Here is a 19252-nt window from a genome sequence, read left to right as displayed (position 1 = left end):
AAAAAATATGTTTGCTGAAAATTGCATTGCTATTCATCATATTAAAGTCTTATGTAATTTACCTGGAATTTCTTGTACTAATTTCGGTAATAAATAACCCGGCAACAAACATTGTAGTTGCGCGTAAATCGTGTGAATTTCTTCTAGCGGTAATGCAAAATGACCAGCGCCTTTTACCGCATCGAGTCGGTGTAAATAATATGGTAACACTTTTGCTGCAAATAATTGTTTGCTTAATTGCGCTAAAATTTTAGCATCGTTATTGACGTGTTTTAATAAAACAGATTGATTGAGTGCAGTAATTCCGTGACATGATAATTGTTGTAAATGCCAAGAGACCGCTTCATTAATTTCTTGGGGATGATTGCAATGAGTAACTAATACCGGTTGCAAACGCGATTGACTAAACCAAGCAATAAATTCATCGCAAATACGTTCGGGGATCACAATAGGTAAGCGTGAATGAATGCGTAAGGTATCGATATGAGAAATGGTTGCAATGTTTTCTGCAAATTCTTTTAAGAGTGCATCGGGTAAAATTAACGGATCACCACCACTTAAAATCACTTCATTCACTTCAGGATGTTCACGAAGATAATTAAAAATATTTTCCCAGTGTTTAGTACCTAAGGTATTTTCTGCATAGGGAAAATGCCGTCGAAAACAATAACGACAATTCACCGCGCAATGTCCTGTTAAAGTCACTAAAATGCGATTTGGGTATTTGTGCAAAATGCCGGGAATACGGTTAAATTGCGCTTCTTGCAACGGGTCTTGACTAAATCCTGGATACTCAGTCAATTCTTGTGCTTGCGGTAAAACTTGTAATAAGAGTGGATCCTGCGGATTATTTCTTTGCATGCGATCGACAAATCCTCTGGGTACTCGTAGGGCAAAATTATTGTCGTGTTGCAGAGTGGGAGGTAAGCCCAAGTAAGCGCATAACTCTGTTGCAGAGGTAATGCTGGTGCGTAAAAGTTGCTGCCAGGTTTGCTTCGAGGGGAGGGTTCGCGGTATCATCGCATGCAATTCCTTACGGTTACAAAATGAGGTTCTCAATGGCATCGTATTCTACCAATGAATTTAAAAGTGGGCTAAAGATCATTTTAGATGGTGATCCTTGCAGTATTATCGAAAACGAATTTGTTAAACCAGGTAAAGGTCAAGCCTTTAATCGCGTGCGCATTCGTAATTTAAAAACAGGACGCGTGATTGAACGCACCTATAAATCCGGTGAAAGTGTGGAAGCAGCCGACGTCAACGATGTCGATGTCCAATATCTTTATACGGATGGTGAATATTGGCATTTTATGCAACCCGATAGTTTTGAACAATATTCGGTAAGTGAAGCGGGTCTTGCCGATGCCAAACAATGGCTTAAAGAACAAGACATGTGTTTAATGACGTTGTGGAATGGCGCGCCTTTATCCATCATGCCACCCAATTTTGTGGTATTAAAAATTGTTGAAACCGATCCGGGGTTAAAAGGCGATACCAGCGGTGGTGGCGGAAAACCTGCTACTTTAGAAACCGGTGCGGTGGTGCGAGTGCCATTATTCGTGCAAAATGGCGAATTAATTAAAGTCGATACTCGTAACGGTAGCTATGTCTCGCGTGCCAAAGAATAATTCAGACTTAATGTGGCAACCAACAGCCAGTAATTTGCATTTGCAAATACGGGCGCAATTATTAGCACAAACCCGCGAGTTTTTTGCAAAAAAGCAAGTATTAGAAGTCGAAACCCCGTTACTCGCGAGTCACGGGGTGACCGATTTGCATTTGCATGCGTTTGCAACTCTCTTGCAACCCGCGCAAACAACCTATTATTTGCAAACCTCACCGGAATATGCCATGAAACGTTTATTATGTGCTGGGATGGGTTCGATATATCAAATTTGTAAAGCCTTTCGCAATCAAGAAATCGGTAGAAAACATAATCCTGAATTTACCCTAGTAGAATGGTACCGAATGGATTTTGATCATCATCAATTAATGAATGAAGTCGATGAATTATTACAAACTCTATTATCTTCCTTACCCGCCGAAAAAAAATCGTATCAAGCATTATTCAGCGAAAAATTAAAATTCGATCCCTGGGAAATTTCATTCTCTCAATTAAGAGAATTAACGCAAGCATTAGTGCCTAATTTTTATGGTGAACTAACCGATAAAACCACGTGTTTAGAATTATTAATGACGCATTTAATTGAGCCGGAATTAGGTTTTAATCAACCAATTATGATTTACGACTACCCGCCAGAACAAGCGGCACTTGCGAAAATTCGCCGAGAAAATCATCATGAATACGCGGAACGTTTTGAAGTTTATATTCAAGGTATAGAATTAGCCAATGGCTTTCATGAACTCAGCGATCACCAAGAGCAACAACAACGTTTTCAACAAGATATAGCTTTGCGAGAACAAGCAGGATTACCAAGCTTAGCCATCGATCCGTATTTTATTCAAGCCCTAAAACAAGGCTTACCACCGTGTGCGGGTGTTGCCTTAGGATTTGATCGTTTACTCATGATTAAATTACAAACGCGCGATATTGCTGAAGTAATGAGTTTTACGATTAAGAGGATGTAATATTCCAAGGAATTAAGTATCTCGACATGACCAATTTTTCCTATACTACAAAATAGCCAGCAGGCAAATGAGGGCAAAAACCCAACTATGGCGTTAGGGAGAAACGGTGTCGAGAGCAGCGTCAGCGCTGACTAAACGTTGGCCGATAGTTTGATCGTGACAATAAGGGCATATGCCTTGGCAATTTTCTTGATCGTCTTTTGTCAATGGATTGCGACAGGCGTAACATTGGATAGTGGCACTTTCTTGTAAATTAGGATCGAGTGCTACACGTTTATCAAAGACAAAACATTCGCCTTCGTAAAAATCGCCACCGCATTGTTCAAAATAATTTAAAATGCCGCCTTCAAGTTGATACACTTGATTAAATCCTTGTTGACGCATGAATTCTGCGGCTTTTTCGCAGCGAATTCCACCCGTACAAAACGTGACAATGGTTTTATCTTTGCAGTCTTCTAAGTGTTGAATGGCTTCGGGAAATTGACGAAAATGTTGAATGTGTAAATCTACGGCATTTTTAAAAGTTCCTACGCGATATTCATAGTCGTTACGCGTATCCACGACAATCATATCTTTATTATTTTCATACCATTGTTTAAATTCTTGTGGTGAAACATAAGGTGCGGTTTGTTTGGCAGGTTCAATATTATCTTGTCCAAAGGCAATGATTTCTTCTTTAATTTTAACTAACATGCGGGAAAACGGTTGAGTGTCAGAAAAACTTTCTTTGTAAATTAAATTTTCGCATCCTGAAAAGGTGGCTAAATGAATTTGAAAATCGCGAATTTTATTTTCAGGGCCCGCCATGAATAAATTAATTCCTTCGGGCGATAATAAAATAGTGCCACGCAAACCTTGGCTACGAGTATATAATTTTAAAGCATCTCGCCAGGGAGTTAAATTTTCGGGTTGGATAGTTACAAATTTATACGCTGCGATATTTAAATAGGTCATGCTAGCCTCGATTGCTGTTTTCAACTCTGCGCGAATTCTAGCAAACTTTTAGCGTAAACTGTAGGGTGTTGTTTTAAACAAGGCTCTAAGATAGCGAGAGTGGCGCCTTTTGCCACAGCATAAACGCACAAAAATCTTGCTTATTCACTAGCACTTCAAATTTAAACCACGCTTGCTGCTCGGCAAATTGCTGATAAGTAGCGAGTGTTTCAGGAAAATCACTGGTTTTCGGGTGTTCCATGGTGGTGTTGAGGATCGAAATGGGTAGATCGGGAACGGCCGTTAAAATCCGTTGTTGAAGGCGCTCTATCCAATGTTCGCGAGTTTCATCTCTGGCTAAAATGCCATCCACTAAGCATAAATATCCCCCGGGAATCAATTTTTGTTGGCATTGTTTTAAGAATTCTTCTTTTTGCTGGTAAGATAAATGATGGAGAGCATAGCTGCTAAAAATAATCTCGACGGGTGTTGTAAGTTGAGTGAGAATCTCGAGCATGTCGCCACAGAGAAATTGTTTATCACACGTCAGTTTAGCCAGAATATCATCGGCTTTTTGCAGGGTTTCTGCCGCTGCATCTACGCCAATATAGCGTTGAATAGGGCTGTTAACCAAACTTTCAACAATGGCGCTGCCATCTCCACAACCCAAATCAACAAGGGTAAAGGGTTTATCCGCGTAAGCCTGTTGCAAGCAAGTTTTTAACATTGCAAACATGTCATCGTGCCATAAGGCATTATTCGCCACAATTTCGCGATAAGTATTCCATTCTGCATCAAAAAAACGGCCAACATCGTGTGAGTGCGTCATTTTATGTGTCCAATAGAGGAGTTTTAGTTCGCGCTATTATACCAGCAATTTTCCATTTCGTGACTATACTTAAACAGGAGTTGCAGATTGGTGCGAAACTCTTGTTAAAAAAGTCAATCCACTGGAGAGGATGATCATGAAAACACTGGAGAAAATAGCAGGAATAGCGGTTTTAGTGGCAAGTATGAGCGCGTGTACGAGCATGGGTTCGGGTGAAACCGTGGGTACAGTCGGTGGTGGAATTCTAGGTGGTGTGATTGGTAGCCAAATTGGCGGTGGCAGTGGTCGGACTGCTGCAACCATAGCAGGCACTGTCGGTGGGGCATTAATTGGCAATCAAGTCGGTAAAAATTATGATCGCAAGCGGTGATGGCTTGCTATCTTATTTTTATTGGTTAGGCTTTGTTGATAATGCTACTCTGCGGGTCGTGTCTCGTTGATGCTTATTGACTTCGTGTAAACGGCGCTGAGTTACTTAAAAACCAACGAGCTACGTTAAGCCATAGTGAATGGTCAACACGCCCTAATAAAATCACAGGAAAAAATTATGGTGATATTCTAAATCGCTCGGTTACATAATTTTGCTTGCTTTTTTGCCAAAAAAACTATAATGTATGCTCAATAAAACTATAAATTAAAAACGCAAATTTAGATAATAAAAAAGCAATGCCTAATATAAAATTTAAAGACAATAACCAAATTTACAGCTGGTTAATTGAAGAAAATACCCAAGTCACGCTATCATCATCAAACCAAAAATTCTGTCTCGGATCGTTTTTAGGTCATGGCTCCTATGGCGCCGTATTTCGCCCCACATTGGGTAATATCAATGAAGGGCAAAACTTCCTGATAAAAATTGTATTTCAGGGCAGTAAGAATGATACTGACATTCAAACACAAATTAGCAGTGAAGTTGCGCGATGGCTGCAATACGATCCTGCCAATATGAATAACTTTTCTGAATATGGCCAAACTCCTTTGCAAGTAAAGGTGGAGAGTAACGGCAACGCAGTTACCGCTAAGGGCTATGTCATGCCTTATTATCCAGGTAAAACACTTTTTAATTATTTAATCAATCATCCTGGCCAAGTAGAAGCGGATGACATTATAAAAATACTCTTGGCAATTTTACAGGAGTACCAAACACTTGCATTTGTTCATAATGATTTTCATGCCAATAACATTATCATTAACAAAACAGCAGAACAATACCAAGTTAAGTTTATTGATTTTGGTTTGGCTGAAGAGAGTAATGATGAATATAATGCATGCTGGGATATTAAATCTCTTTTGAAAAATTTCTACATTAGAAGAGAGCTATATAAATTAAATTTTTCTAAGTCTTTATTATATTTTTTCGAGTTTTATTTAACTCAAGAAAAATTTGAGCTAAGCAATATTGCTACTAATTTAAAATTATTGCTACACTTTAAAAACGAAACTGGAAGAGTACTTTTCGCTAAAATTGAGACGGGTCTCAATAATGAAGATTTTCCAAAATTAGAAAAAATAGATAATCGTTATCAAACAACAAAAATTAGAGAAGTTCTCTGCAACGTGGATGAACGATATCTAAAAAAAATCTGCAGTGGTAATCCTAATAAACGTTACTTGCTGTATTTATTTACCTATAAGTTCCACCGCACGTTAAGAAATTTAATAGCAGATGAAGTGATTAGAATCATTAATAATTATCATCATTTTTTTAAAAACATTGAAAAGATTTGGAATTCTAACCATCCTGACAAATACACGTTATTATACACTTATTGCCGACGAGAAATCATACAATATTCCTATAAATCATTAAGTCAAGATGGCGTTGATTTAACCAATGTGATTCCTGGCGTGGGCGTTAATGCGGCCTTAAAAATTTTACAATCTGAAAATGAACCTTCCTTGAAATTATTTCAATTTTTTAAATCTTTACTGGAAGAGTTAATTAAAAATAATTTCAATAATTTCGATGTGAATTATATTTTTATTACAAATAATCCTGTTGCGGTAAAAATAGTGGATTTTCATTATGATTTAACCGGGCAAAAATTTCTAGAATCATTTCAGTTACTGCTAAATTATATAAACATTGAAATTCGCAGTAAGAAATATCAATACCCTCAATCATTCGTAAGCTTTGTTAAATTATGTGCGGATAGTAGCTTTAGCTCTACTGATAAAATTAAATTATATGCTGTATTATCAAGTGCTTTGACTTTAGAAAATGATCAGCAGCGAGATCTATACTTTAGAAGAAAATTAATAATCAATAAAATTAACCAGTTGTGTGATGAAAAATTAACACATTATTTTAACAACAATATATTGTTAAGTTATAGGAAGAATCTCTTTGATATCGTCGGCTCTAATAATTTTACTGCTTATGAAGAGGGTCTTTTGAGTTTGGTTGATATTTTATCAGATGAGGGCTTACAGAAAAATCTTGGTAGTGTTAATCAATCTCAGAGAGATGAGTTTATTAAAATTTTGCAAGAAAAATTAATCCATTTGATGAATTTTCTAAAAAAACCATGGTTTAATCATGATAATAATCTTAATAAAATTAAAACGTACTTTAATCGCCTAATTTCAAATGATTTAAGTGTCATTCTGCACTTAGAAAAATTAAACTGTTATGTGCTTGATCAACATTATCAGGCTTTTCAAACTAATCTGGATCTAACAATTCACTCTGATTTAAATCATGCTGAGAAAATGAATATGCTCAAACTTATCGTTGAATATCAACCCATTTGGAATATTTGCCGGTATTTAAAAACACTATTAACAGCTCAAAAAAAACCAAAAAAGTCATCTTGTTTCAATTTTTTTAGAAAAGCTCCCGATACCGCTGGAACGACGTTTGATTTTGGGAATGAACTGGCTAATCAACTCTTCAAACACTATTCAAACCCCAATTTCCATGAAAATATGGAATACTATACTTCATTCTCTACAGCATTAATTATTGAAGCTGAAAAAGCATTACACGAAAAATTAATCGGTTTATTAACTCCTGCGCTAACGCCCAATGCTACCTCAGATTTAAATACGCTAACTCCAAGGTATTAATAGTGATTCCGCGACATGACTTTCGTCATAAAGTGTTTGCAAAGTTCCGGGCTTTTTCAATGATTTTTCACGTCATGCATAGCCTGAAGAACGCGTTGTTGTGCTAGTGCCAAACTCGTTTTCGCATCATTCAATGCTTGCTGCGCTAAACTCACCTGGGCTTGTTGTAAATTAACTTGCTGATCAAAAGTGGGGGCAATATTATCAAGCTTAGTTTGCGCGTGTTGCAGATCCAGAGTTTTTTCTTTGAGATGATTTTCTGCAGCAAGCATTTCGCGATGCGCTTGGCGCAATTTTTTTTGCGAAGCAAGATGCTGTTGCACGCTGGCTGAAGGTTGCAAATCATCTTCATTGGTGAATAATTCTGCAGTATTAGGATTTGAATAAGTATTCGTTGCTTCTTTATTCAAGGTGATGGCATGGCTTTCTTGATGGTTAGTTAATTGGCGATCGGAAAATGTGGTGACACCTTTGGCATCGACCGAACGATAAATGGTGGTTGCCCACAATGGTGAAATAAATAACGAGAATACTACGAACGGAATCAAGAACAGGAAATTTTTACGGTGTGACATTCTCATCATCCCTTTAGTCAGTGTGATTTACGCCATATTCTAACTGATACTCACGAATTTGTCGTAACTTTTCCGCTGCGTGTTCTTGGGGTTGTAAATAATCGATAATATCATTCAGCGTTGCAATACTGATCACCGGAACTTGATAGCGCTGCTCGATTTCTTGCACGGCCGATAAGGCAGTTTGTCCGCGTTCTTGGCGATTAAAACTCAGGGCAACGCCGGCTAATGTACTCGTGTTTCCATCCACATGTTGCAATGAATGACGAATCGCCGTGCCCGCAGTAATTACATCATCAATAATTAACACGCGGCCTTGTAAAGGTGCACCAACGAGTAATCCGCCTTCACCGTGATCTTTTATTTCTTTACGATCAAAACAAAAGGGAACATCGCGTTGATAATCTTGATAAAATGCCATGGCGACAGCACATACTAAGGGAATGCCTTTATAAGCGGGACCAAATAATACATCAAATTCCAGATGAGCCGCGATAATCGCTTGAGCGTAGAGTTTGCCTAATTTTGCTAAGGCAGTACCTGTATTAAATTGTCCGGCGTTATAAAAATATGGACTATTGCGTCCCGACTTTAAGGTGAATTGACCAAAACGTAAGGCTTGATATTCAATGGCTAATTCAATAAATTCCAGGGAATAAGATGACATGGGACTACTCTCAACAACTCATTAGGAAAAATTTACTATGCGAATTATTACCGCCAATGTCAATGGGATCCGCTCGGCGGCCAAAAAAGGGTTTTTTACTTGGCTTAATCAACAACATGCCGATGTCGTGTGCTTGCAAGAAATAAAGGCACAGGCCGAACAATTAAACGATCCGCTATTTCATCCCCCCGGATATCATGTGTATTTTTTTCCTGCCAGTTGTAAAAAAGGGTACAGTGGCGTGGCAATTTATAGTAAAAAAAAACCGGAGAATGTTCAATATGGGTTAGGATTTGCAACTGCCGATACTGAAGGGCGCTATATTCAAATTGATTTTGAACAATTGAGTGTGGCTTCACTGTATTTGCCTTCCGGTTCAAGTGGCGAAGAACGCCAGCAAGTGAAATTTGCTTTTATGGATCAATTCATGGAAATTTTAAAAAACTGGCGTCAACAACAACGTCAATTGATTATTGGCGGCGATTGGAATACCGTTCATCAACGCATTGATATCAAAAATTTTAGCAGTAATCAAAAAAATTCAGGCTGTTTACCAGAAGAACGGGCTTGGATCGATGCGTTATTCACCGAAGTGGGCTATGTGGATGCGTTTCGCGTTATTAATAAAAACGCTGAACAATATACGTGGTGGTCTAATCGCGGTCAAGCTTGGGCGAATAATGTGGGATGGCGGATTGATTACCAAATTATCACCCCAGGATTACGCGATGCGGTTTATCGCGAAACCATTTATCGCGACGAGAAATTTTCCGATCACGCACCTTTAATTATCGACTATAATATTTAATTTGGAACTTTTTAGTTTTTGCTCTCTCTAACCATAATAAAAAGAGGCAGTGCGGGTTTTGTCCTAAACGCTCATAAAAATATAGTAATTGCTATTCTCTGCTTTCCTATTTTGATTGGCGAGCGGCGAATAGGCGAATGTTTAGAAGAATAATGAGGGGGTATAATGAAAAATGTACTTTGGAAACGTGATTCAATTCGGTCAAGAAAAATATTACACCCCCAATTTGCCCAAATATCACATTCAGTGTCTTTTCGTCAATATATTCAAGAATTTTTAGAAAGTAAAACACGCAATCGCTTGCTTAATATTATTCTGAATGGTATATGGGCATTCATTGCTATGTTTCGTCAACTCTTAGAAATTTTAACAGCTCTGAATTTATTACGCTCACTCATCGAGCCATTTTTACGTTATCAAGACACAAAAGATAATCATGAACGAAAAAAAATTATGCGAGAATTTGCCATCAGTATAACGATTGCCATCGCTTTAGTGGCTTTAGTAATTTTTGCACCTTACAGTATTCCTTTGCTAGGAATCATCACTAAAATTGGTGGGTTTTTGGTTCCACAATTAATTGAGCTTGGAATTGGCGGTGCAGTATATTTAGGCATTAAAAAAACATTTGATTTTTTTAAAAACCATAAAAGTCATCAAGAAAATTTAATTTCAGATCAAGATTTAGTGCTTACGGCTGAGCAAGAAGCACAACTTTCTGAACATGATTATTTCCATATTCTTAAATCAGAGTTAGTTTTCGAATATAATAAGTGTCATCATTTTAATGGACTTGGTCCGGTGCGCTTTCAGCATGAGTGGAGAGCAAAGCGTGCTAAGCAAGCACTTCTAGATTTAAAAAATGGGTATTGTATGACCGCGCGCGAAATTTTCGAAACACGCTTAGATGAGTGTGTGGAAGAAATTGAAGCAATTGATCGTGAGCTGATATTTAATACCTTAAACGAAGAAATGCAACAAATTGAGCTGGATTGAAAAGCTAGTTTAAATCAAGATTATCACGCATTTCTTAAAGTTCAAAAAGTCAGTCCAACCCTTTCAAAAATTGATAGTTTAAATAAATTTGAACATTATGCTTTAAATTTATATGCAGAAGATAATGTGACTCGCTTAATGATAAAACGCTTTATCCTTTCAAATAAAATGGAGGAATATTCTGAATTAATTAAAAAAACCCAGCATAACATCGAATTTTCAGATTCATTTCAGCATATTCAATTATCTAAAATTGACTTATCTAGGTCAAAGAATCATTCATTGCATCTGCCTGATTCTGAGCTTGAGCGTGAGCATCACTTTAATACTTCATTAAGTTTACTTTCCCGAGTTGCGAGTGGAAAAACAAGTAGTATTATCATTAATAAAATGATTAAGTATTTTAAAGCTATATATGTGATCATGAAAGCTTTATTTGAAATGTTGTTTGCGGTAAATATTATGCGTGAACTTGTAAAAAATTGGTCAGATTATAGTAATTCCTCTCCAAGTAGGCGACGAGAAATTATTTTCAGTTTGCTTGTAATTAGTATTATAGTTGTTGCTGTAGCCTGCTTTCTGCCTTATGCATTGCCTTCACTTGGTTTTTTACATGCTCTAGGTGGGGTTATTTTTCCGCCTTTGGTTGAAATTGGAGTGTTAGGTTTTTTTTATCAATCTATATCAAAAATTTTTCGTAGTGTAAAAAATTATAAAGAAAATCAACAAAATAATTGTGAAAAACCTGATGCCTACTCTTTGACTCATTTTGAGATCCTGCAAAAAATTGATCCGCATCTGCAAGAGCTTAATGTAAATTTGCAAGAACTGAATCCTAAAACTTCGCCGCAAAAGCAAAGTTTGTTAATGTGTATTGAGAATGATTTTTGCGATCGGATTAACCGTCAATATGTAAAACAGGTAGCTGGTGTTTCCTTAAAAGCATTAGAATTAGTGCGGGTGGGGCATGATGATAAGCTTGGCTACTATCAACAGGCTTTTTTTGCGCTGCGTAATAACAAGCCTGGAATGATTATTGCAATTTATTTGCGTAAAGTAGAGCGCTTAGATCGTAATATTCAGTTATTGCGAAAACATATAGAAGAATCGATAAGCCATTTGCCTGGATACCAGCATAAATTAGAAAAATCGTATCAACAAGTTAAAGAGTATTTTTTACAGGCTGAAAATAGCGTGCATAGATCTTCTTCTTCTCGATATACAGCATTACAAAAAATTCGTCACGCAAAAAAAATATTAAAGGAAAAAATGGTAGATAATAAATTAGTGACGGCATTAATTGATTTGGCGGTATATGAACGAAAACGTCATTATTATCATTTGATTTTACAGCCGTTAACTCATTATGCGCAAAAACGCGAGAACGCCCCCCCAGGTGATGAAAAATTTAATTTATCCTGATTATGGTGTGTGCGCGATTTAATGTTAGAATATTTTGCGGATGTTGATGTAGAATTTAAATTTATTTCTAGCAGCTTGCCCCACGATATTTTATTTAAACCTATACGCTTCATGTTTGAATTTTAGGCTTTTTTGTCGAGCTAAAGCTACGGCGGGATTGTATTCAGTATACACTCCTTCGTAGCTTTATACTTAGTTCCTCAATTATAATCCAACTGTTTTAAGTATAGAGTAAAAACTATACTAATTTCCCCTGCAAATTAAATTGTGGAAAATAATTTATGCCTATCCAAGAATGTAGCATGGCTGCCCATAAACTAATTCCTTCTAAACCTTTATGAATTAATTGTTGTTGGCGAAGCGTATCGGTAGGATCAACCGTAATGTATTGTAAGCCCATAATGCTATGATATTCATCGGCTTCGACGTGAACATCAAAATAAATATCGCCAGCATTAAGCTCGTGCATTTTGGGGGCGACTTGATTAAAAAAATCATTGGAACAGCGCTCGATGCCGCAATTAATCGCGGCGATCCATAATCCACGATCGTGTTCCATAGCCAAGCGATAACCTAAATTAATACAGGCATTCGTTTCAGGTGTTACCAGTACCTGATTAATTTCTTCAGCACGAATTAATAATTGATGGCGCAACATCCACTTCATTAATAATTGATGATGATCCGCTTCACCCAATGCATGCTTTGCGTAAAATGGCATCATATGATTTTCACTCATTGGAGTGTGGCCTAACATTAATCCTAATACTTTTGGAAACGTGGCTGAATGATAATAGAGTTGCACAGCAGCACATTTAAATTCTTGTGGATTTCGCAATTGTTTAATCCAAGCAAAAAAAGGCATCGTTAAAATTGTTTGACTTGCGGTGTAAATTGGATCGGCAATCCAAGCATAGTTTTTACGAATCTCAGCTAATTTTAGTGGATCGAGTTGGTCATATTCTGAGTGGGTTGTAAGCGGTTGCTTGAGTTGCGTGATTAATTGCTCAAATGAGTGAGCCGTTGTGATTTCATCTTTGATCATGATCAATCTCCATGAAAATAATTATCATCCTTGATAACAAAATGATTTTAGCACAAGACTTAGTAATAAAGAAAAATTTTAATTACACGTTATTTGAAGTAGTTCATGACTTGACTACCAGAGTTTAAAAAATTTAATTAGCCCTAATTTCGGAAAACTAGGGCTAACCGTGATATTGCTAATGATGTTTTAATTTTTTGAGCTTATTGTTCAAGTTTAGGATCTAAGAGTCCAATTAATTGATCGCGAAAACGAATTAATGCTTCGGGTGATTTATAAATCCGGCTTAATAAAATAGCACCCTGGAGTGTTGCAACATAATCTAGCGCTAATTGCCGCGCTTTTTCGAGACCATATTGATGTTGAATGAGATGAGTAATGGCATTAATGCAATTATCGAAATAACGACGGATTAATTCTTCGAATTCAGCAATGGTATCCACAGATTCTAGCGACAAATTCGCCATTAAACATCCGCCTTGACGATCTTTGAAAAATTGTTCTAGGGCAAATGCAAATGCTTTGAGACGTTCGATGCGGGCTCGTGTTTCATCATAGGCAATGGCAAAAATAGTCTCTTCAAAATTTTGGTTTAATTGTTGTAAGACAGCAATGCCTAATTCTTGTTTGCTATTAATGTGATGGTAAATGCTGGCTTTACGTAAATTACAGGCATTAGCGATATCGGCAATTGAAGTATTATGATATCCGCGTACGCGGAATAAATAACCACTTGCTTCAATCAAGCGTTCTTTTGAGGTTTTTTTCGTTTCCATAAATGATTCCTTGATGCATTGTTTTCCCAGAATAAATACTCTGTAAACGATCTCTTTTATTCTTCTTTGTCACGAACTTCCTGTTCGCCTGACAATTCGCCTAGTATATAGCATGGCGGTAAAATGGCAAATACACTGTTTGCACCTTCGCCGGATTTTGGTTAAAAGACGTCACGATCAATTTCTTAGAAACAGGAGTTTCGCACTTTCAGTGCAAAACTCCCGAGAAAACTAACGTTTACTCAACAGATGATGACAAAGCGGCGCGCTGAATGGCGAGTAATTCTTCAATACCACCTTTGGCTAAAGCTAGCATACTGTTCAATTGAGTTTCCGAAAATGCCTGATTCTCTGCTGTGCCCTGCAACTCAATAAACTGTCCTTGTTCGGTCATCACCACATTCATATCGGTTTCTGCCACGGAATCTTCTTGATACTCGAGATCAAGAATGGCTTGATTCTGATGAATGCCAACAGAGGTTGCCGCAATCAAACCTAAAAATGGATTGTTTTTGCAGAAATGATGTTGACGCATATGAGTAATCGCATCTGCCAGAGCCACCGCCGCTCCGGTAATTGCGGCGGTGCGGGTGCCGCCATCGGCTTGAATAACATCGCAATCGATTTGTAAGGTATATTCACCGAGTTTTTTTAAATCGACACAGGCACGCAAGGCGCGGCCTATTAAGCGTTGGATTTCGATGGTACGGCCTGATTGTTTGCCCTTTGCCGCTTCACGCTCACTGCGTTCGTGAGTTGCCCGCGGTAACATGCTATATTCCGCAGTTAACCAACCTTGATTTTCACCTTTTAAAAACCGAGGTACGCCTTCTATCACACTGGCGTTACAAATAACTTTGGTATTGCCTACACAAATGAGTACTGAGCCTTCAGCATAATCGGTAAAATGGCGGGTAATTGAGATAGGACGTAACTGATTGGGTTGACGATGACTCGGACGCATAATTTCCTCGGTAATGAATAAAAGGAGTGATGATACAAGAGCAGAGCGCGATATGAAACTAAAGCGTGTTGCCAATTTTACTCTGGCTTAGCGTATCTCGTTGATTTTTTGTGCTCCGCTGTTCGAGTGATTAAACGAGGTGACGGGATTTTTACGATTAACGTGTTTGGCGCAATGTTGATAGCACTCGATATATTTCGCATTATCGCGAATTTCAGGATAGCGCGCATCACACTGGAGTTCGCATTCGCGAGTCGTTGGAGCGGAAATTGCATGGATAGGCGTTTGAGCGGCGATAACGCCGGTTTGCCAGAGAATGAATAGGGTGAATAAATATTTCATGGTTGGAAATAATATCGTTAAACTCTAGATATTACTATAGCCTATTCTACGATACCAATAGCTTTCTTCATACGATACAATACCCTCCAATTTGCAGAAAGGTTTTTATTATGATTAATAGTATGACGGCATTTGCCGTAGTCAATGAACAAAATAGTGTCGGGGACTTAACCTGGGAAATTCGCTCGGTGAATCACCGCTATTTAGAAATTTCCTGGCGGTTACCCGATAAATTTCGCAGTCTTGAACCTAAATTTCGTGAAATTTCTCAACGCTATTTAGCCCGTGGCAAAGTAGAGTGCAGTTTACGAGTACAATTGAATCAAGCCGAGGCCACCACTCTTGAATTAAATACCGCTCTCATTGAAAAATTATTGCTGGCCGAAGAAACGCTCATCAAACAATTTTCACTCGAAAAATCTCTCAACACCACGACGCTATTAACCTGGCCACAAGTGGTGATTGCACGTGAACCCGATGGTAATCAACTAGAGCATAAAATCCTAGAGTCATATGAACACGCCTTACAACAATTATTAGCAAATCGCGTACAAGAAGGCGAAAAATTAAAACAATTTATTGTCGATCGACAACAACAGATCATTAATTTAGTGAATCAAATTAAACAACGGTTACCTGAAATTGAAAAAGCCTTAATCGACAAAATCACTAAACGCGTCAGTCTGGTGGTGCAAAATGTCGATGAAAGTCGCATTAATCAAGAAATAGTATTACTCGTCCAAAAAATTGATATTGCTGAAGAAATCGATCGCTTACAAGTGCATTTAGACGAAGTCGCTAAATCATTAGTGAAAGCAGAACCTACGGGACGTAGACTGGATTTTCTCATGCAAGAATTGCATCGTGAAACCAATACCATGGCCGCAAAAGTTTCTGATAGTGCTATCAGTCAAATTACGGTCGAGTTAAAAGTATTAATCGATCAAATGCGCGAACAAATTCAAAATATCGAGTAGGTAGGATTATGACAGGACAATTATTTGTAATTTCTGCACCATCAGGCGCGGGAAAAACCAGTTTAGTAACGGCGTTAACCGAACGAAATCATCACATGACTGTGTCAATTTCCTATACCACAAGACCCCAACGCGAAGGTGAGGAAAATGGCGTGCATTATTATTTTGTCGATAAATCTACTTTTACTCAAATGATCGAAGACAATTGTTTTTTAGAACATGCGCAAGTATTCAATCATTATTACGGTACGGGTCAACATTGGGTGGAAAAGCGCTTACGCGAAGATCAAGACGTGATTTTAGAAATCGATTGGCAAGGTGCGGAACAAATACGGCGTTTATTGCCTAAAGCCATTGGTATTTTTATTTTGCCACCTTCGCTCCACACCTTAGAAGAACGATTACAACGACGCGCCCAAGACAGCCATGCCGTGATTAAACAACGGATTGCCCAAGCTCAAGCGGAAATTGCCCATTGTTATGAATATGATTATGTCGTGGTGAACGATTGCTTTGAGGATGCCTTAGCCGATCTCCAAGCCATCGTGCGGGCACGGCGTTTAAAAATAGGCTATCAACGGTTACATTTAGCGTCGTTGATTAATAAGTTAATGACAAAGCAAGATTAAACCCAGTACAATAGTAGGATTGATCGGCGCTTATGGGGTGCCGAGAAAGTACAAAAATATTTATTGTGGAGAAAAAAATGGCTCGCATTACCGTCGAAGATTGTTTAAATAAAATCCCAAATCGTTTTGATTTAGTGATGGTCGCCACCAAACGTGCGCGTGAAATTATTACCAGTGGCAAAGATCCGCTCGTAGCTTGGGAAAATGATAAACCCACCGTCGTCGCCTTACGCGAAATCGCCAAAGGATTAATTACTCGCGAAATGATGAACGAAGAGGATCACAACAGTGCAGGTAGTCAAGATTTACCAGGAATGAGTCATCATAACAACGTAATAAAACCACCTTTTGGGGACGTGCAAACTGGGGACGAGCAAATTGGGTAATTCCCCATGTCATATTTCAAGCCGCTGAAAAAGGAAATTGAAAAATATTTAAATCCCGATCAAGTCGACCAGATTGAAAAAGCGTATTTATACGCTGAAACCGCACACGGCGATCAAAAACGCCGCACTGGCGAACCTTATATCACTCATCCAGTCGCAGTCAGTTGTATTTTGGCCGATATGCGACTGGATGCTGAAAGCATTATGGCGGCATTATTGCATGATGTGATTGAAGATACGGGCGTTGAGAAAAAAGATATTGCGCATTTATTCGGTGCGCAAGTCGCCGATTTAGTCGATGGTGTGAGTAAACTCACCCAAATTAAATTTGAATCACATGCCGAAGCACAAGCAGAAAATTTTCGTAAAATGGTCTTGGCGATGGCGCGCGACATTCGCGTAATTTTAATTAAGCTCGCCGATAGACTTCATAACATGCGCACCTTAGGTGCGTTACTTCCAGTAAAACGTAAACGGATTGCTTTAGAAACCTTGGAAATTTATGCGCCTATTGCGAACCGGCTTGGCATGCATAATTTTCGGGTGGAATTTGAAGATCTCGGTTTTGCAGCACTGCATCCTTTACGCTATCGCATTTTAGCAGATGCCGTAAAAAAAGCGCATGGCAATCGGAAAAAAATTATTAATACTATTGAAAAAGCCTTACGTACCTCGCTAACCCGTGGTCAATTAGCGTTCAGTCATGTGTGGGGACGCGAAAAACATTTATACAGCATTTATAAAAAAATGCGTAATAAAAATTTACCTTTTTCGCAAATTCTCGATGTTTATGCTTTTCGCATTATTGTGAAAGATGTTGATAATTGTTATCGAGTATTAGGCGTCGTTCATAATTTATATAAACCGGTACCTGAACGTTTTAAAGATTATATTGCTATCCCTAAAGCCAATGGCTATCAATCTTTACATACTACGTTATTCGGGCCATTTGGTGTGCCGATTGAAATTCAAATTCGTACGGAACAGATGGATCAACTCGCCGAAAATGGCATTGCTGCGCATTGGATTTATAAAACGGGCGCAGACTCATTTAGCGATGCGCAGGTGCGCGCGCGCGAATGGTTGCAAGGCTTATTGGAAATGCAAAAAAATGCCGGAGATTCCATCGAATTTATTGAAAACGTTAAAATTGATTTATTTCCGCAAGAAGTTTATGTCTTTACTCCTAAAGGCAATATTTTTGATTTACCAAAAGGCGCAACTCCCATCGATTTTGCTTATGCGATCCATTCCGATATTGGCAATACCTGTGTCGCCTCCAAGATTGATCGTAAACTAGCTCCTTTAAGTACGGTACTCAATAATGGTCAAACCGTGGAAATCATTACAGCACCGAAAGCACGCCCTAATCCTGCATGGTTAAGTTTTGTGGTAACGGGTAAAGCGCGCAGTAGTATTCGCCATTATTTAAAAAAACAACGAGAGGGAGAATCCATTGCATTAGGCAAACGCTTATTAGAACAAGCTTTGGATAAACCCATTCATAAAATGGATCGGAAAAAAATTGAGGAAGTCTTAAAACATCATCAATTTACTCAATTAGATCAATTGTATGAAAGTATCGGTTTGGGTGATCAAATTGCGCGAGTGGTCGCCGATCGCATCGTGCATGGTGTCGACCATGAAAAATTAAAAACATTCGAAACTGATCAACCCTTAGCGATTAAAGGCACAGAAGGAATGGTGATTACTTATGCCGACTGTTGCCGTCCTATTCCTGGTGATCAAATCATCGGTATGTTGGATAAAGGGCGTGGATTAATTATTCATCATGAATTATGCCCCAAAGTTCAGCACTTACAACATCGCTCCGATAAATATATTTCGGTCTGTTGGGAAGAGTCTGTGGAAGGTGAATTTCCGGCAGATTTAAATGTCGAAATTGCTAATCATCGCGGCGCACTGGCATTATTAGCCAGTTCGATTGCCACAGCCGAAGCGAATATCGATAATATCAGTGTAATACAGCGGGATGGGCGTTATCATCAAGTATTATTAACCGTGTCCGTAAAAGGACGAACGCATTTGGCTCGAGTGATGCGAAGAATTCGCGCCTTAAAATCCGTGGTAAAAATTACGCGTCGCAAATTAATTTAAAAGGATCATCTCATGCTTAAAACAATCATTCATTCAAAAAATGCGCCACAAGCGATTGGAACGTATTCACAAGCGGTTAAAGTTGGGCAAATGGTTTATCTTTCTGGTCAAATCCCCTTAGTACCCG

The 19252-nt window shown here is 38.3% G+C and carries 21 protein-coding genes; 12 read left to right on the top strand and 9 right to left on the bottom strand.

The genetic code is table 11. The features are described 5' to 3' along the window. Positions 1 to 36: 36 nt before the first annotated feature. On the bottom strand, positions 37 to 1020 hold the full coding sequence (gene epmB, locus KIT27_09215) for an EF-P beta-lysylation protein EpmB (GenBank protein ID MCW5589826.1): 984 nt from the start codon (positions 1018 to 1020) through the stop codon (positions 37 to 39). A 38-nt stretch (positions 1021 to 1058) separates the two neighbouring features. Here epmB and efp point away from each other — a divergent pair, with 38 nt between their 5' ends. Then, positions 1059 to 1628 (top strand): elongation factor P, encoded by a 570-nt coding sequence (gene efp, locus KIT27_09210; GenBank protein MCW5589825.1) that lies wholly within the window; start codon positions 1059 to 1061, stop codon positions 1626 to 1628. A 10-nt stretch (positions 1629 to 1638) separates the two neighbouring features. After that, positions 1639 to 2589 (top strand): elongation factor P--(R)-beta-lysine ligase, encoded by a 951-nt coding sequence (gene epmA, locus KIT27_09205; protein ID MCW5589824.1) that lies wholly within the window; start codon positions 1639 to 1641, stop codon positions 2587 to 2589. 93 nt (positions 2590 to 2682) lie between these two features. On the opposite strand, the gene KIT27_09200 is transcribed toward epmA, so the two are convergent. Both KIT27_09200 and KIT27_09195 read right to left on the bottom strand, forming a co-directional pair. Further along, on the bottom strand, positions 2683 to 3543 hold the full coding sequence (locus KIT27_09200) for a sulfurtransferase (protein MCW5589823.1): 861 nt from the start codon (positions 3541 to 3543) through the stop codon (positions 2683 to 2685). Positions 3544 to 3628: 85 nt separating this feature from the next. Continuing rightward, entirely contained in the window at positions 3629 to 4351 is a 723-nt protein-coding gene (locus KIT27_09195) for a class I SAM-dependent methyltransferase (protein MCW5589822.1), read from the bottom strand. 136 nt (positions 4352 to 4487) lie between these two features. Between KIT27_09195 and KIT27_09190 the strand changes: the two genes are divergently transcribed. Beyond that, positions 4488 to 4721: a glycine zipper 2TM domain-containing protein gene (locus KIT27_09190; protein ID MCW5589821.1), complete on the top strand. Its 234-nt coding sequence runs from the start codon at positions 4488 to 4490 to the stop codon at positions 4719 to 4721. Positions 4722 to 5017: 296 nt separating this feature from the next. Further along, entirely contained in the window at positions 5018 to 7420 is a 2403-nt protein-coding gene (locus KIT27_09185; GenBank protein ID MCW5589820.1) for a protein kinase family protein, read from the top strand. A 56-nt stretch (positions 7421 to 7476) separates the two neighbouring features. Here the strand turns inward: KIT27_09185 and KIT27_09180 are convergent, their stop codons facing one another. Continuing rightward, positions 7477 to 7995, bottom strand: a complete 519-nt coding sequence (locus tag KIT27_09180) for a DUF4124 domain-containing protein (GenBank protein MCW5589819.1) — start codon at positions 7993 to 7995, stop codon at positions 7477 to 7479. 13 nt (positions 7996 to 8008) lie between these two features. Beyond that, positions 8009 to 8662 carry an orotate phosphoribosyltransferase gene (gene pyrE / locus KIT27_09175; protein ID MCW5589818.1) on the bottom strand — a complete coding sequence of 218 codons (654 nt, stop codon included), beginning with the start codon at positions 8660 to 8662 and terminating at the stop codon, positions 8009 to 8011. A 37-nt stretch (positions 8663 to 8699) separates the two neighbouring features. Between pyrE and xth the strand changes: the two genes are divergently transcribed. From xth to KIT27_09160, 3 genes are all read left to right on the top strand, one after another. Beyond that, positions 8700 to 9470, top strand: a complete 771-nt coding sequence (xth, locus tag KIT27_09170) for an exodeoxyribonuclease III (protein MCW5589817.1) — start codon at positions 8700 to 8702, stop codon at positions 9468 to 9470. Between the two features lie 165 nt (positions 9471 to 9635). Continuing rightward, complete coding sequence (locus tag KIT27_09165) at positions 9636 to 10466, top strand: hypothetical protein (protein ID MCW5589816.1); 831 nt, start codon at positions 9636 to 9638, stop codon at positions 10464 to 10466. 126 nt (positions 10467 to 10592) lie between these two features. After that, positions 10593 to 11888, top strand: coding sequence for a hypothetical protein (locus KIT27_09160; GenBank protein ID MCW5589815.1), 1296 nt, complete (start codon positions 10593 to 10595; stop codon positions 11886 to 11888). A 238-nt stretch (positions 11889 to 12126) separates the two neighbouring features. Here KIT27_09160 and KIT27_09155 read toward each other — a convergent pair whose 3' ends face one another. From KIT27_09155 to KIT27_09140, 4 genes are all read right to left on the bottom strand, one after another. Then, positions 12127 to 12933: an iron-containing redox enzyme family protein gene (locus KIT27_09155; GenBank protein MCW5589814.1), complete on the bottom strand. Its 807-nt coding sequence runs from the start codon at positions 12931 to 12933 to the stop codon at positions 12127 to 12129. A 203-nt stretch (positions 12934 to 13136) separates the two neighbouring features. Next, positions 13137 to 13709 carry a TetR/AcrR family transcriptional regulator gene (locus KIT27_09150; GenBank protein MCW5589813.1) on the bottom strand — a complete coding sequence of 191 codons (573 nt, stop codon included), beginning with the start codon at positions 13707 to 13709 and terminating at the stop codon, positions 13137 to 13139. Positions 13710 to 13947: 238 nt separating this feature from the next. Continuing rightward, on the bottom strand, positions 13948 to 14673 hold the full coding sequence (rph, locus tag KIT27_09145; GenBank protein MCW5589812.1) for a ribonuclease PH: 726 nt from the start codon (positions 14671 to 14673) through the stop codon (positions 13948 to 13950). A gap of 87 nt (positions 14674 to 14760) precedes the next feature. After that, complete coding sequence (locus KIT27_09140; GenBank protein MCW5589811.1) at positions 14761 to 15015, bottom strand: hypothetical protein; 255 nt, start codon at positions 15013 to 15015, stop codon at positions 14761 to 14763. A 110-nt stretch (positions 15016 to 15125) separates the two neighbouring features. Here KIT27_09140 and KIT27_09135 point away from each other — a divergent pair, with 110 nt between their 5' ends. The 5 genes from KIT27_09135 to KIT27_09115 form a co-directional block, all read left to right on the top strand. After that, a complete protein-coding gene (locus KIT27_09135; protein MCW5589810.1) occupies positions 15126 to 15992 on the top strand; it encodes a YicC family protein in 867 nt (288 codons plus the stop codon). Between the two features lie 8 nt (positions 15993 to 16000). Further along, entirely contained in the window at positions 16001 to 16621 is a 621-nt protein-coding gene (gene gmk / locus KIT27_09130; protein ID MCW5589809.1) for a guanylate kinase, read from the top strand. A 77-nt stretch (positions 16622 to 16698) separates the two neighbouring features. Beyond that, positions 16699 to 17007, top strand: a complete 309-nt coding sequence (gene rpoZ, locus KIT27_09125) for a DNA-directed RNA polymerase subunit omega (GenBank protein ID MCW5589808.1) — start codon at positions 16699 to 16701, stop codon at positions 17005 to 17007. Between the two features lie 6 nt (positions 17008 to 17013). Next, positions 17014 to 19125: a bifunctional GTP diphosphokinase/guanosine-3',5'-bis pyrophosphate 3'-pyrophosphohydrolase gene (gene spoT, locus KIT27_09120; GenBank protein ID MCW5589807.1), complete on the top strand. Its 2112-nt coding sequence runs from the start codon at positions 17014 to 17016 to the stop codon at positions 19123 to 19125. Between the two features lie 12 nt (positions 19126 to 19137). Continuing rightward, on the top strand, positions 19138 to 19252 hold a 115-nt coding region (locus KIT27_09115; GenBank protein MCW5589806.1), incomplete at its 3' end, for a RidA family protein.

Source organism: Legionellales bacterium (assembly GCA_026125385.1).
GTDB lineage: Bacteria > Pseudomonadota > Gammaproteobacteria > JAHCLG01 > JAHCLG01 > JAHCLG01.
Note: the sequence above shows the minus strand (reverse complement) of the source record. Positions and strands in the feature narration are given on the sequence as shown.